Below are 12,918 nucleotides of genomic sequence, written 5' to 3'. Positions count from 1 at the left end.
GCACGTTACCTGGAGGAAATGTAGTGGCTCGTCCGAAAAGTGAAGATAAAAAACTGGCGTTGCTGGACGCGGCAACCAGCGCCTTTGCCCAGTCGGGCATTGCGGCTTCTACCGCGTTAATCGCCCGCAGCGCGGGGGTGGCTGAAGGCACCCTGTTTCGCTATTTCGCTACCAAAGACGATCTGCTTAACGCCCTCTATCTGCATCTGAAACAGGATCTGTGCCAGACCATGCTGGCGAATATGGACAGGGCCCTCACCCAGCCGAAAGAGCATACCCGCAATATCTGGAACAGCTACGTTGACTGGGGTATTCGCAACCCGGTGGCTCACGGCGCCATCCGCCAGCTTGGGGTGAGCGAGAAGATCAACGCCGAAACCGAACAGGCGGTGCACGAGATGTTCCCGGAGCTGCACGAGCTGTGCCGCCGCTCGATTCGCACGGTGTTTATGTCGGAAGAATTCCGTCTGTTTGGCGACGCCCTGTTTTTATCCCTGGCGGAGACCACCATGGCCTTCGCCACCCGCGAACCGGCCCGCGCCGCCGAATTCAAAGCGCTGGGTTTTGAAGCCATGTGGCGCGCGCTGGCCGAAGAGGATTCAGATGGACAGTAAGACGCTCGCGGCCTGCGCAAAGCAGGTGGCGCTGGATCTGCCCTTTACCGAGCACTGCTGGCCGTTTGGCCCGGAGTACGACGTGTTTAAAGTCGGCGGTAAAATTTTTATGCTGATGGGCGTGGCGCACGGGCGTCTGCACGTCAGCCTGAAGTCCGATCCGCAAAAATCGCTGCTTAACCAGCAGATCTACCGGGGGATCGAGCCCGGATATCACCTGAATAAAAAGCACTGGATCTCGGTGTATGGGGTGGACGATATCACCCCGGAACTGGTGACCGATCTGGTGAATGATTCATGGCATCTGGTGGTGGATAAGCTGCCGAAAAAAGATCAGAAACGGCTGCGTCCGGGCGTTTAAAGGCCCGGAATGCCCTTATCTTTGCCCCTTTCCTCTTGTACCCTTTTCCCTTTTGAACTGAACCCCAGGAGTCGTAATGGATATCATCTCTGTTGCCTTAAAGCGTCACTCAACAAAGGCCTTTGACCCGAGCAAAAAACTGACTGCCGACCAGGCGGAACAGATTAAAACCCTGCTGCAGTACAGCCCGTCCAGCACCAACTCGCAGCCGTGGCACTTTATCGTCGCCAGCACCGAGGAAGGTAAAGCCCGCGTGGCGAAATCCGCGGCCGGTGGCTTTGTGTTCAACGAACGCAAAATGCTGGATGCTTCTCACGTGGTGGTGTTCTGCGCCAAAACCGCGATGGACGACGCCTGGCTGACGCGCGTGGTGGATCAGGAAGAGGCCGATGGCCGTTTCGCCACCCCGGAAGCGAAAGCCGCTAACCACAAGGGCCGCACCTTCTTTGCCGATCTGCACCGTGTCGAGCTGAAAGATGACCACCAGTGGATGGCAAAACAGGTTTACCTGAACGTCGGCAACTTCCTGCTGGGCATCGGCGCGATGGGCCTGGACGCGGTGCCGATTGAAGGCTTCGACGCCGCTATCCTCGACGAGGAGTTCGGCCTGAAAGAGAAAGGCTTCACCAGCCTGGTGGTGGTGCCGGTGGGGCATCACAGCGTGGAAGATTTCAACGCCACGCTGCCGAAATCACGTCTGCCGCTGAGCACGGTTGTGACTGAGTGCTAAAAGCAAATGGGCCGCTCTCAGCGGCCCATTACGTTTTAGTGATGACTAACCGGCGATGCGGATGCACGTCACGATCGTATCCCCAGGCGAACGCTATCCAGCGAGCCTCCAGCTCAGCGTAAGAGCTGACTGGCGTTAAGGCCCACTCTTCCCCAACCGTTCCGTCTGCCACACTGATCTGATAATTCATGGTAAACGCCCAGTCGATCATCCGCAGCCAAAACCGCTGGCCGTCACCGGTTTGCTCGCTATCTGAAACCACAATGTCGTACTCGCTTAACAGCCACTGGAAAAAGAGTTGCGGAAAGCCGCTAACGACGCGCTGGTGTACGGTACGCGGGGTACGCCAGACCATGACCTGTGTCGCCGCCCCGTGAGGAAAAGTAATCTCTTTATGAAACTGCAGCTTAACAGCATAGGCCGTGTAGGGCTTGCCTTCGTCCGTGGTCACAATCCGGTATTCATCGCTTGAAAGGGATTTTAAGAGGCGATAACCCACAGGCAAGACAAATCCCGGCAGATGAAAGTCCGCCGTACCGCGTGCAAGAAAGGCTTCGGTATGTTCTACGTTTCGGGAGACAAGACCTAACTTCTGGCTGAAATCAGCATTATCAATCATCAGCGGTGACATGGATTGTTTCTCATGGCGTAAGTATAGTCCACCTGGCTTCTCATCTAAATGATGAAAATTCAGCAAGTTGTTTTAGCTTACGCCTGTTGAGTTAGCTAAACAGAACGGGAACTCATTCCCTGAAACCGCCTCGCAGAAATTATTTTTGTGCAGCCAGCCACGCCATTACCCTTTCCCCTGCCTCATCCACCGGCAGATAGACCAGCAGTCGCGAGCCGTTGCGCGGGGCGGAGTACCAGTACATCTGCTGGAGAGTAAAATCCCCGAGCTCAGGATGGGTGAACAGCTTCAGCTGGTTTTCTACGCCGCGCACGTCGTAGCGCTGGTGCCACAGGGTTTTGAACTCTTCCGAGACGGCAAAGAAGCGCGCCAGTTTCGCCTCCCACTGCGGATCGCCCCGGTGCTCGGCCATCGCCGCGCGAAAATAGGAGACAAAAATCGCCAGCACGTCGTCACGTCTGCCAAGCCGGGCGCGCCACGCCGGATGCGTGAGATAGAGATAGGTACAGTTGCGGTCTTCCGGCGGGATGTCGTTAAAGTCGACGCCCATCAGATGGCAGAAGCTGTCGTTCCACGCCACGATATCGAAATTCGGCTTCTGGATGCTGGCAGGTTTTGGCATCAGGGTATCCAGCAGACGGCGGGTGCCTTCGCTGATGCCTTCGCAGCAGACCGCCCCCTGCGGCGCTTCGCCCGGCGGCAATCCGGCCAGCAGGAACAGGTGGCGGGATTCGGTTGGGGTACACTGCAGCGCTTTCGCCACCGCCGCCATCACCGCGCTGGACGGGTTCACGTCCCTGCCCTGCTCCAGCCAGGTGTACCAGGTGACGCCGACATCCGCCAGCAGGGCCACCTCCTCACGGCGCAGGCCCGGCGTGCGGCGTCGGCCGCTGCGCGGCAGGCCGAGGCGCTGGGGATCGAGACTTTCACGCCGCGCGCGTAAAAATGCGCCCAGCTGTTTACGGGGTCATCCTGGAGTGAGGTGACGGGTTCAGACATCAGCGCCATATTGCCCCCTGCATGGTAGTGCCAGTACCAGTATAAGCAAGAACTGGTACCCGTTTATCAGATGGTTGATGCTACGGCCATCCGCTGTTTGACGCAATGGAGTCACCATGAATACGTCAGTTGTTTCACCGGGCCGAGCAGGCCTGATATTGCTGTTAACCGGCCAGATGCTGCCGCTGATTGATACCTCGATCACCAACGTGGCGCTGGATTCCATCACCCATTCGCTGCATTCCACCGCCACCGAGCTGGAGCTGATTGTGGCCCTTTACGGCGTGGCCTTCGCCGTCTGCCTGGCGCTCGGCAGCAAGCTGGGGGATAACCTCGGTCGCCGTCGTCTGTTTATGTGGGGCGTCGCGAGCTTTGGTCTGGCCTCGCTGCTGTGCGGAATGGCGGGCAACATCGAGCAACTGCTGGCCGCGCGCATCGTGCAGGGGGCCGGGGCAGCGCTGATCGTGCCGCAAATTCTTGCCACCCTTCACGTCACCCTGAAAGGCACCGCCCATGCCAAAGCCATCAGCCTGTTTGGCGGTATCGGCGGGATTGCCTTTATCGTCGGGCAGATGGGCGGCGGCTGGCTGGTATCAGCGGATATCGCCGGGCTGGGCTGGCGCAACGCCTTCTTTATCAACGTGCCGATCTGTCTGCTGGTGCTGACCCTGAGCCGCCGCTTTGTGCCGGAGACCCGTCGCGATACCCCGTCGCGCATTGACTGGCAGGGTACCGCGCTGCTGGCGGCGATCCTCTGCTGCCTGCTGTTCCCGATGGCGCTGGGGCCGCAGTGGCACTGGTCGTGGCCGCTGCAGGTAATGCTGCTCGCCATTATCCCGCTGGCCTGGTTAATGGCGCTGAACGCGCGTAAAAAAGAGCGGGAGGGTGCCCACCCGCTGATCCCGCCGCGCTTAATGCAGCTCGGCAGCATCCGTTTCGGCGTGCTGATTGCGATGCTCTTTTTCAGCGTCTGGTCCGGGTTTATGTTCTGCATGGCGCTGACCATGCAAACCGGGCTGGGAATGGCCCCGTGGCAGTCCGGGAACAGTTTTATTGCCCTCGGCGTAACCTATTTCGTCTCGGCATGGTTCGCTCCGCGCCTGATTGCCCGCTACAGCACCAGCACCATTTTGCTGACCGGGCTGGCAATCCAGATAACCGGCCTGCTGGCGCTGATCGCCACCTTCCGCGTCTGGGGAATGGACAACACCGCCCTGACCCTGGCCCCGGCCACCGGGCTGGTGGGCTACGGCCAGGCGTTGATTGTGAACAGCTTCTACCGTATCGGGATGCGCGATATTCAGCCCGACGACGCCGGGGCCGCCAGCGCGATCCTCAGCACCCTGCAGCAGGCGGCGCTCGGCCTTGGTCCGGCAATATTTGGCGCGATTTTGCTCCACGCCCTGCACAGCCATCACGGGGATTACGCCCGGGCGATCAACGTCTTCCTGGGGGTGGAAACGGGGATGATGATCGTGCTGGCGCTGGCCACCCTGCGGCTGCGCCATCGCCTGAGCCTGCCGGTGGTGAAGGCCTGTCAGGCCGCTAAATAAGCCTCGCGAATTTGCAAAACGGTTCCGCAGTCGCCATTATGGCGGCTGCTTTAATACAGGAGACGTTATGCAGGAGTTTATTTCCCTGGTCGAAGAGTCAGGTATTGAAATTAATCACACTACCAGCCTGGTGATTATTTTTGGACTTATCTTTCTGACTGCACTCATTATTCATTTTATATTACATAAAGTCGTTTTGCGGGCATTTGAAAAACGCGCCCGCGCCAGTAGCCATTTATGGCTACAGATCATTACCCAGAATAAATTATTTTACCGTCTGGCCTTTACGCTGCAGGGGATAATCGTCAACATCCAGGCGAAGCTGTGGCTGCAAAGCGGCAGCGACGCGGCGGAATTATTAACCACCTGCGCGAAACTGTGGACGATGGTATATGCCCTGCTCACCTTTTTCTCGCTGCTGGACGTCGTTTTCAATCTGTCACAAAAGATGGCTACCGCCTCGCAGCTGCCGCTGAAAGGGATTTTCCAGGGCATTAAGCTGGTGAGCGCCATTCTGGTTGGCATCCTGATTATCTCCCTGCTGATTGGTCAGTCCCCTGCCATTCTGATTAGCGGCCTGGGTGCGATGGCGGCGGTGTTAATGCTGGTATTCAAAGACCCGGTTCTGGGGCTGGTCGCCGGTATCCAGCTGTCGGCAAACGATATGCTCAAGCTCGGCGACTGGCTGGAGATGCCGAAATACGGCGCTAACGGCACGGTAACTGACATTGGCCTGACCACCGTAAAGGTGCGCAATTTTGATAATACCATCACCACCATTCCCACCTGGGCGCTGGTGTCCGATGCTTTTATTAACTGGAGCGGGATGTCGGCCTCCGGCGGTCGGCGCATCAAGCGCAGCCTGAATATCGACACCACCAGCGTTCATTTTCTCGACGAACAGGAGCAGCGGCAGCTGATTCAGGCGAAGCTGCTTAAACCTTATATGGTCACACGCCATGAGGAAATTACGCTGTGGAATCAGCAGAATGGTGAAGGGGAATCGGTGCTGAACCTGCGTAAGATGACCAATATTGGCACCTTCCGCGCTTACCTGAATGAATATCTGCGCAACCATCCGAATATCCGCAAGGATATGACCTTAATGGTGCGCCAGTTAGCGCCAGACGCCAACGGTCTGCCGATAGAAATATATGCCTTTACCAACACGGTGATCTGGGCGGAATATGAGGAGATTCAGGCCGATATCTTCGATCATATTTTTGCGGTGATCGATGAATTCGGCCTGCGTATTCACCAGTCGCCAACCGGGAACGATATTCGCTCCCTGGCAGGCGCGCTGGCGAAATAATCAGGTGCTGGCGCGGGAAATAAAGCGCCAGTTCATCATTACCCGCTCGGCAGGGGCGTCGGGGTTGTCGATTTTATTCAGCAGCAGATCGACCGCCTTGCGCCCGATATCCCGCGACGGCTGCTCGATGGTGCTGAGCGGCGGCGAAACCATCCCGGAGAGCTCCGTGCCGTCGAACCCGGCTACGGCAATATCCTGCGGCACGCGCAGCCCCGCCTCTTCAATCGCGCGCAGCGCGCCCGCGGCCAGGGTATCGGAGACGGCAAAGACCGCATCCGGGCGCGGTTCGGCGGCCAGCAGTTTGCGCATCGCCGCTTTGCCTGCGGCGGCGCTCAGATCGCTGGCATACTCCACCGCCTGATATGACAGGTCGCGCAGGTGCAGCACGCTTTTATACCCCCGCTCGCGCAGACGGGCATATTTGTAGCTCAGGTCATGGTTGATCAGCGCGATCCGCTGACGCCCGCCGTCCGCCAGGTGGCTGACCACATGCTGGGAAGCATCGACGTCGTTAATCCCGACGCAGGAGACCGCGCCCGCGTCGGCGTATTCGGCGCACTGCACCCAGGGGGCATCGCCAATCAGCGCCGCCAGTTCGGTGAGCCGGGAGAAGGCGTCCATGGTGATAATGCCGTCGACCATTTTGCCGGTGAGCAGGCTGAGCCCCGAGCGGGAGCGTTCAATGTCGGAGCCGGAATTACACAGCAGGATGCGGTAGCCGTTTTTCTCCGCCTGCTCCTCAATGCCCTTCACCACTTCGGCGCAGAACGGGTTGGCAATGTTGGAGACCATCACCAGCACCATATAGCTGCGCGACGTTCGCAGCTGACGGGCCAGAAGATTGGGCTGATAGTTAGCCTCTTTAATCGCCTGCAAGACGCGATCGCGGTTTTTGGCTTTGACGGTATCGCTGTTATTCAGCACGCGCGATACCGTCGCCACCGAGACGCCCGCCAGTTGGGCGATTTTCTGAATTGACATAGCGACGAGTGATCCTGCATTTTGCGTTAGCAGCAGGCTACCATAAATGCGTTGCCCGGCGCACCGGGCAAGGTGTTACTGCGCGACGGCGACCCAGCGCTGCTGCTGATGGCTTTTCACAATGGCATCAATGATGTACATCACGTTCGCCCCGTCATGGAAGGTGGCAAACACCGGCTTCTCCGGCATCCTGCCCGCCTGCACCGCGCGATAGAACTGCGCCATCATGTTTTTGAAGGCATCCGGCCAGCCTTCAATGTGTCCGCCGGGGAAGTGGGCGCTGTATGCCACATCTTGGTTCATCAGGCCCGGATCGTCCGTCAGCGTCTGATTGGCCTGCGCCCGATGGCCCACCCACAGCTGCTGCGGCACCTCCTGATCCCAGGCCAGGGAACAGTCGCTGCCGTTCACCTCAAGGCTGAGGCGGTTTTTACGTCCGGCGCTCACCTGCGAGACGTTAAAGCTGCCCTTGCTGCCATCCTCAAAGCGGAACAGCACCGAGCCGAAATCCTCGGTGGTGACCGGTTTGTCCTCATACACCGCCTCGCCCGCCTGGCTGAAGGTCTGATTCCCGGCCACGTTGGCCTTGCGGGTCGGCCAGACGACCGAGAGATCGGCCATCACCTCGACGATGCGCCGCCCGGTTATAAACTGGATAGTGTCGCACCAGTGGGAGCCGATATCGGCCACCGCCCGCGATGCCCCTCCGAGCGCGGCGTCGACCCGCCAGTTGTAGTCGGTTTCCAGCAGCATCCAGTCCTGAAGATAGCTGCCGTGGGCGGCAAACAGCCGTCCGAGGCTGCCCGCCTCCACCATGCTCGCCGCCTGGCGAACCATCGCAAACTGGCGATAAACAAAGCTTACGCCGTGTACCACCCCCGCCTGCTCCGCCAGCGCCACCAGCTCCCGCGCCTCGTCCGGGGTCATGCACAGCGGCTTTTCAGAGAAGAGATGCTTCCCGGCTCGCAGGATCTGGCGGTTGATCGCCGCATGCAGATGGTTCGGGGTGCAGTTATGCACCACGTGCAGATCCGGGTGGGCCAGCAGCTCGTCCACGCTGCCGTAAGCGTGGGGAATATTGAGCGCCCGGGCCTTCTCTTGCGCCTGTTCCAGCGAGCCGTCGCACAGGGCGACGACCTGCACAAAGCCGAGACGGCGCAGGGCTTCGATGTGCGCCGGGCCGATAAAGCCGCTGCCGATAATGCCGACGTTAATCATGAAGTTCTCCTGCGGCGAAATCGTCAAACGCCCGATCGGAGACCGGAATAATGTGGCGGGAGATAAACTCGCGCCCTTCCCGCGCCCCGGTGTCGCCATCCTTCAGGCAACACTCCCACTCCAGCACTGCCCAGCCGTCGTAGTCGTACTGGGTCAGCTTGCTGAAGATGCCCTTGAAGTCGATCTGCCCGTCGCCCGGCGAGCGGAAGCGTCCGGCGCGGTTGATCCAGCTCTGATACCCGCCATAGACTCCGCTACGCCCGTTGGGGCGGTACTCGGCATCCTTCACGTGAAACGCCTTGATGCGGGTGTGGTAGTGATCGATATAGCTCAGATAATCGATCTGCTGCAGCAGCAGGTGGCTCGGATCGTAGAGGATGTTGCAGCGCGGGTGGTTGCCCACCAGCGCCAGGAAACGCTCAAAGGTGACGCCGTCGTGCAGATCTTCCCCGGGGTGGATCTCATAGCAGACGTTCACCCCCTGCTCGTCGAAGATATCCAGAACCGGCCGCCAGCGGCGGGCCAGTTCGCTGAACGCCTCCTCGAAACGCGCCTCGTTATGCGGCGGCCAGGGGTACATAAACGGCCAGGCCAGCGATCCGGAGAAGGTGGCGTGGGCGGTGAGCCCGAGGCGGGCCGAGGCCAGCGCCGCCTTTTTCACGATATCGGTAGCCCATGCCTGGCGGGCGGCCGCGTTGCCGCGCACCGCCTGCGGGGCGAAGTTATCAAAGGCGTCGTCGTAGGCCGGATTGACGGCGATCAGCTGCCCTTCAAGATGGGTGGAGAGCTCGCTGATGACCAGCCCCTTCTCCGCCAGCCTGCCGCTTATCTCATCGCAGTAGGTCTGGCTTTCCGCCGCCTGCTCCACGTCAAAAATCGCTTTATGGTTGCAGGGAATTTGCAGCGCTTTATAGCCCTTTTCCGCCGCCCAGCCTGCCAGCCCGTCGAGGGTGTTAAACGGCGGTTGCCCGCCGATAAACTGCGACAGAAAAATGCCCGGGCCTTTAATCGTCCTCATACCACCTCCAGTAATTACGCCTTGTCGTCGTCATATTTGAACGAGACGAGGAAAACAAGCGCGATGACCGCAGCCGCCACCGCCGGGATCCACCAGAAGGTGACCCAGGCCTGAGGAACGGTCTGCCCCGCCACCAGGCGGTTGTACAGCGCGCCAGAAATCTGTGAGCCCAGCAGCATGCCGATGCCGTAGGTGAACATCACGATCATGCTCTGCGCCTGGCCTTTTACCTTATCGCCCGCGACGCGGTCGGTGTAGATAAAGCCCACCACAAAGAAGAAGTCATAGCACACGCCGTGCAGCAGGATGCCGAGATAGAGCAGAATGCGTCCCTCTTCGCTCACGCCGAGGGCAAACATCGCGTAACGGACAAACCACGCCAGCATGCCGATCAGCAGCATGTACTTCACGCCCAGGCGGCGGAACAGCAGCGGGATCACCAGCATAAAGAAGATTTCGGACATCTGGCCGAAGGACATGGCGGTACTGACATCCGCGATCCCGGCATCCGCCAGGTAGGACGCGGTGTAAGCGTAGTAGGTGCCCAGCGGGACGGAGATCAGCATCGCGCACAGGCAGAAGATAAAGAAGTGCCGGGTTTTCAGCAGAGCAAAGGCGTCGGCGCAGAAGAGATCGCGCATCTTAACCGGCATGCCTTTGGCGAGCGCTGGCGTGTGCGGCAGCGTCAGGCTATAGAGCGCCAGCAGGACGGAGCTGGCCGCTGCGACGTGGAAGATGGTGACGCTTGCGGCGACACCGGTGACGCCGATAAAAATCCCCGCCACAATCCAGCCGATGGTGCCGAACACGCGAACCACCGGGAAGGTTTTATCGACATTCGCCAGGCTGTGGAAGGCGATATTGTTGGTCAGCGCCAGGGTCGGCATGTAGCAGAGGGTGTAGCCAAACAGCAGGCCGATCAGCAGCGCGCCGTTTTCCGCCATCAGCGCGCCCGGAACGAACCAGAGGATCGCAGCCCCTGCAAGGTGCATCACCGCCATCACCTTTTGCGAGGCGAAGAAGCGGTCCACCAGCATGCCGAGCACAAATGGCGATAAAATAGAGGCGATTGGCCCGGCGGAGAACGCATCGCCAATCAGCAATGACATGTTGTGCTGGGTCATCACCAGACCGAGGGTGACCGACCAGCTCCCCCAGATAAAGAACTGCAGAAACATCATCAGCGACAGGCGCGGCACCAGCATCCGGTGCTGCCCTATCACCTTTCCACTACTTTCAGTTGTTGACACCATGATCAGCCCCACCCTTAAAAAGTAATCGATTACAAACCGTATCAAATGAAAAGTAATCGATTACAAAACAAAGATCCTGGGGATCGATTAAGAAGTGGGAGGGGGGTCACGATAAAGGTGAAGTTGGGTGCGGGGAGATGCCGGGTGGTGCTTCCCCTCACCCTAACCCTCTCCCCAAAGGGGCGAGGGGATCGTCCGTGCGAATATTTAGAGCGCCACCGGGCATCAAACCGCACAAACCGTAGGCCCGTGCAAGCGCAGCGCCGCCGGGCGGTTGTAATTCTAATCTTTAAGCTGTATTCCCTATAGCCAAAAGGCTATAAAGTTGAAAAGCGATTCTACAAACAGATGATCGCCATAGCTGACGCTGAATTCAGCAAATATCTGGCAAATCAGGAGGCCAAATGGCAACGTTAAAAGAACTCATGGCCCAGCAGAGTGAAGAGAGTCAGGAGCGGATAGCCGCAAAGGTTGAGGAACTGCGAATTATTGTCGCGCTGAATCAACTTCGCGAAGAGCTCAATATTTCGCAAACGGAGCTTGCCGCCGCGATGGGGGTTAAACAGCCTACCGTTGCGAAGATTGAGCAACCGGATAACGATCCGCGCCTCTCCACCCTTAAGCGCTATGTCACGGCTTTGGGCGGTGAAGTGAGCATTGATGTGATCCTTCCAACAGGAAAGCGGGTCGCGTTTCATTTTTGAACAATGTGCGGCATTGTGCTCGCATTTATGCCCGGTAAGCGCTGCGCCACCGGGCAATAGCCGACTACTTCTTGCGCGACAGCTTAAACGCCGCAAACAGGAACAGAATCCACACCGGAAGCAGAATTGCCGAGGTGCGCATGCCGTCCATGGTGCACATCAGCACCAGGATCATCGCCAGGAAAGCGATACAGAGGTAGTTACCCGCCGGATAGAGCAGCGCTTTGAACTGCGTCTCGCGCCCTTTGCGGCGCATCGCAGCGCGAAAACGCAGGTGTGCCAGGCAGATCATGATCCAGTTCAGCAGCAATGTTGCTACCACCAGCGCCATCAGCAGGCCAAAGGCTTCGTGCGGCAGCAGGTAGTTGATCAGCACCACCAGCGAGGTAATGCCCCCGGAGAGCAGGAGCGAGTTCACCGGCACGCCGCGACGGCTGACGCGGGTCAGAAACTTCGGTGCGTTGCCCTGCACGGAGAGGCCAAACAGCATCCGGCTGTTGGAGTAGACGCCGCTGTTATAGACCGACAGCGACGCCACCAGAATCACGAAGTTCAGCGCAGAGGCCACCAGGTTGCTGTTCAGATCGTGGAAAATCATCACAAACGGACTGCTGTCAGATTTCACTTCCACCCACGGGTAGAGCGCCAGCAGAACCACCAGCGAACCGATATAGAACAGCAGAATACGGTACACCACCTGGTTGACCGCTTTCGGGATGCTTTTATGCGGATCCCGGGCTTCGGCGGCGGTAATACCGATAAGCTCCAGCCCGCCAAAGGAGAACATGATCACCGCCAGGGAGAGCACCAGCCCTTTCCAGCCGGTAGCGAGGAAGCCGCCGTGCTGCCACAGGTTGTCGATGGTCGCCCGCTCGCCGCCGTGGTCGGTGAAGAGCATCCACAGGCCAAAGCCGATCATGCCGATAATCGCCAGCACCTTGATCAGGGCAAACCAGAACTCCGTCTCACCGTACAGGCGCACGTTCACCAGGTTAACGGCGTTGATGATGATGAAGAACACCGCCGCCCAGACCCAGGTCGGTACGTCCGGCAGCCAGTACTGCATGTAGATCCCTGCGGCGGTCAGCTCCGCCATCCCCACCAGCACGAACATCACCCAGTAGTTCCAGCCGGAGAGGAACCCGGCGAACGGGCCCCAGTATTTGTAGGCGAAATGGGCGAAGGAGCCGGACACCGGCTCTTCAACCACCATCTCCCCGAGCTGGCGCATGATCAGAAAGGCAATAATGCCCGCAATGGCATAACCCAGCAGCACGGCGGGACCGGCCATCTGAATGGCGGGCCCGATACCGAGGAACAGCCCGGTACCAATTGCGCCGCCGAGGGCGATAAGTTGAATATGGCGGTTCTGTAAACCACGGTGGAGCGTCGGTGTCTGTTCCGACGCGGCTTCAGCAACACTTTTATCTGAAGCGGATGAGGCGTTTCTCACGGCCTGGCCCTGTCTCTTTCTATGGAAGGGGCACCTTTTAACACTTCAGACAGACGGGAGCAAGTTAAACGCCGGGCAGCGGTTGCTGCCC

General features: G+C 58.9%; 13 protein-coding genes. 6 read left to right on the top strand and 7 right to left on the bottom strand.

Going from position 1 to position 12,918, the window contains the following annotated elements:
* Nucleotides 1-23 precede the first annotated feature (23 nt).
* From FHN83_RS17375 to nfsB, 3 genes are all read left to right on the top strand, one after another.
* Nucleotides 24-614 (top strand): TetR/AcrR family transcriptional regulator, encoded by a 591-nt coding sequence (locus FHN83_RS17375; protein ID WP_039031576.1) that lies wholly within the window; start codon nucleotides 24-26, stop codon nucleotides 612-614.
* Nucleotides 604-975, top strand: coding sequence for an MmcQ/YjbR family DNA-binding protein (locus FHN83_RS17370; protein WP_039031575.1), 372 nt, complete (start codon nucleotides 604-606; stop codon nucleotides 973-975). Before FHN83_RS17375 ends, FHN83_RS17370 begins: the two co-directional genes overlap by 11 nt.
* A 76-nt stretch (nucleotides 976-1,051) precedes the next feature.
* Complete coding sequence (gene nfsB, locus FHN83_RS17365; protein ID WP_139564482.1) at nucleotides 1,052-1,705, top strand: oxygen-insensitive NAD(P)H nitroreductase; 654 nt, start codon at nucleotides 1,052-1,054, stop codon at nucleotides 1,703-1,705.
* A 28-nt stretch (nucleotides 1,706-1,733) separates the two neighbouring features.
* Here nfsB and FHN83_RS17360 read toward each other — a convergent pair whose 3' ends face one another.
* Both FHN83_RS17360 and FHN83_RS17355 read right to left on the bottom strand, forming a co-directional pair.
* Nucleotides 1,734-2,336: a hypothetical protein gene (locus FHN83_RS17360; protein WP_039031573.1), complete on the bottom strand. Its 603-nt coding sequence runs from the start codon at nucleotides 2,334-2,336 to the stop codon at nucleotides 1,734-1,736.
* A 139-nt stretch (nucleotides 2,337-2,475) separates the two neighbouring features.
* Nucleotides 2,476-3,291 (bottom strand): helix-turn-helix transcriptional regulator, encoded by an 816-nt coding sequence (locus tag FHN83_RS17355; protein WP_176556542.1) that lies wholly within the window; start codon nucleotides 3,289-3,291, stop codon nucleotides 2,476-2,478.
* Nucleotides 3,292-3,451: 160 nt separating this feature from the next.
* Here FHN83_RS17355 and FHN83_RS17350 point away from each other — a divergent pair, with 160 nt between their 5' ends.
* Complete coding sequence (locus FHN83_RS17350; protein WP_139564481.1) at nucleotides 3,452-4,888, top strand: MFS transporter; 1,437 nt, start codon at nucleotides 3,452-3,454, stop codon at nucleotides 4,886-4,888.
* A 67-nt stretch (nucleotides 4,889-4,955) separates the two neighbouring features.
* Complete coding sequence (locus tag FHN83_RS17345) at nucleotides 4,956-6,200, top strand: mechanosensitive ion channel family protein (protein WP_039031570.1); 1,245 nt, start codon at nucleotides 4,956-4,958, stop codon at nucleotides 6,198-6,200.
* Here the strand turns inward: FHN83_RS17345 and FHN83_RS17340 are convergent, their stop codons facing one another.
* The 4 genes from FHN83_RS17340 to FHN83_RS17325 form a co-directional block, all read right to left on the bottom strand.
* The gene (locus tag FHN83_RS17340) at nucleotides 6,201-7,181 is read right to left on the bottom strand and encodes a LacI family DNA-binding transcriptional regulator (RefSeq protein ID WP_138369673.1); all 981 of its coding nucleotides are present in this window, start codon (nucleotides 7,179-7,181) and stop codon (nucleotides 6,201-6,203) included. It abuts the gene before it with no gap.
* Nucleotides 7,182-7,256: 75 nt separating this feature from the next.
* The gene (locus FHN83_RS17335; RefSeq protein ID WP_139564480.1) at nucleotides 7,257-8,399 is read right to left on the bottom strand and encodes a Gfo/Idh/MocA family protein; all 1,143 of its coding nucleotides are present in this window, start codon (nucleotides 8,397-8,399) and stop codon (nucleotides 7,257-7,259) included.
* Nucleotides 8,392-9,417, bottom strand: coding sequence for a sugar phosphate isomerase/epimerase family protein (locus FHN83_RS17330; protein WP_139564479.1), 1,026 nt, complete (start codon nucleotides 9,415-9,417; stop codon nucleotides 8,392-8,394). The genes FHN83_RS17335 and FHN83_RS17330 overlap by 8 nt, the downstream gene beginning before the upstream one ends.
* A gap of 14 nt (nucleotides 9,418-9,431) precedes the next feature.
* Nucleotides 9,432-10,670, bottom strand: a complete 1,239-nt coding sequence (locus tag FHN83_RS17325) for an MFS transporter (protein ID WP_139564478.1) — start codon at nucleotides 10,668-10,670, stop codon at nucleotides 9,432-9,434.
* A 404-nt stretch (nucleotides 10,671-11,074) separates the two neighbouring features.
* Here FHN83_RS17325 and FHN83_RS17320 point away from each other — a divergent pair, with 404 nt between their 5' ends.
* Nucleotides 11,075-11,374: a helix-turn-helix domain-containing protein gene (locus FHN83_RS17320; protein ID WP_139564477.1), complete on the top strand. Its 300-nt coding sequence runs from the start codon at nucleotides 11,075-11,077 to the stop codon at nucleotides 11,372-11,374.
* Nucleotides 11,375-11,438: 64 nt separating this feature from the next.
* Here FHN83_RS17320 and pheP read toward each other — a convergent pair whose 3' ends face one another.
* A complete protein-coding gene (gene pheP / locus FHN83_RS17315) occupies nucleotides 11,439-12,827 on the bottom strand; it encodes a phenylalanine transporter (protein WP_039032570.1) in 1,389 nt (462 codons plus the stop codon).
* Nucleotides 12,828-12,918: the final 91 nt, after the last annotated feature.

Origin of the sequence: Leclercia adecarboxylata (assembly GCF_006171285.1) — a bacterium.
In the GTDB taxonomy this organism is placed as follows: Bacteria; Pseudomonadota; Gammaproteobacteria; order Enterobacterales; family Enterobacteriaceae; genus Enterobacter; species Enterobacter barmai.
Note: the sequence above shows the minus strand (reverse complement) of the source record. Positions and strands in the feature narration are given on the sequence as shown.

What these genes read in the sequence shown, in the direction of transcription:
- FHN83_RS17330 (WP_139564479.1), bottom strand. Translation starts at nt 9,417, where the DNA reads ATGAGGACGATTAAAGGCCCGGGCATTTTTCTGTCGCAGTTTATCGGC.
- FHN83_RS17370 (WP_039031575.1), top strand. Translation starts at nt 604, where the DNA reads ATGGACAGTAAGACGCTCGCGGCCTGCGCAAAGCAGGTGGCGCTGGAT.
- FHN83_RS17335 (WP_139564480.1), bottom strand. Translation starts at nt 8,399, where the DNA reads ATGATTAACGTCGGCATTATCGGCAGCGGCTTTATCGGCCCGGCGCAC.
- nfsB (WP_139564482.1), top strand. Translation starts at nt 1,052, where the DNA reads ATGGATATCATCTCTGTTGCCTTAAAGCGTCACTCAACAAAGGCCTTT.
- FHN83_RS17320 (WP_139564477.1), top strand. Translation starts at nt 11,075, where the DNA reads ATGGCAACGTTAAAAGAACTCATGGCCCAGCAGAGTGAAGAGAGTCAG.
- FHN83_RS17325 (WP_139564478.1), bottom strand. Translation starts at nt 10,670, where the DNA reads ATGGTGTCAACAACTGAAAGTAGTGGAAAGGTGATAGGGCAGCACCGG.
- FHN83_RS17350 (WP_139564481.1), top strand. Translation starts at nt 3,452, where the DNA reads ATGAATACGTCAGTTGTTTCACCGGGCCGAGCAGGCCTGATATTGCTG.
- FHN83_RS17360 (WP_039031573.1), bottom strand. Translation starts at nt 2,336, where the DNA reads ATGTCACCGCTGATGATTGATAATGCTGATTTCAGCCAGAAGTTAGGT.
- FHN83_RS17340 (WP_138369673.1), bottom strand. Translation starts at nt 7,181, where the DNA reads ATGTCAATTCAGAAAATCGCCCAACTGGCGGGCGTCTCGGTGGCGACG.
- FHN83_RS17345 (WP_039031570.1), top strand. Translation starts at nt 4,956, where the DNA reads ATGCAGGAGTTTATTTCCCTGGTCGAAGAGTCAGGTATTGAAATTAAT.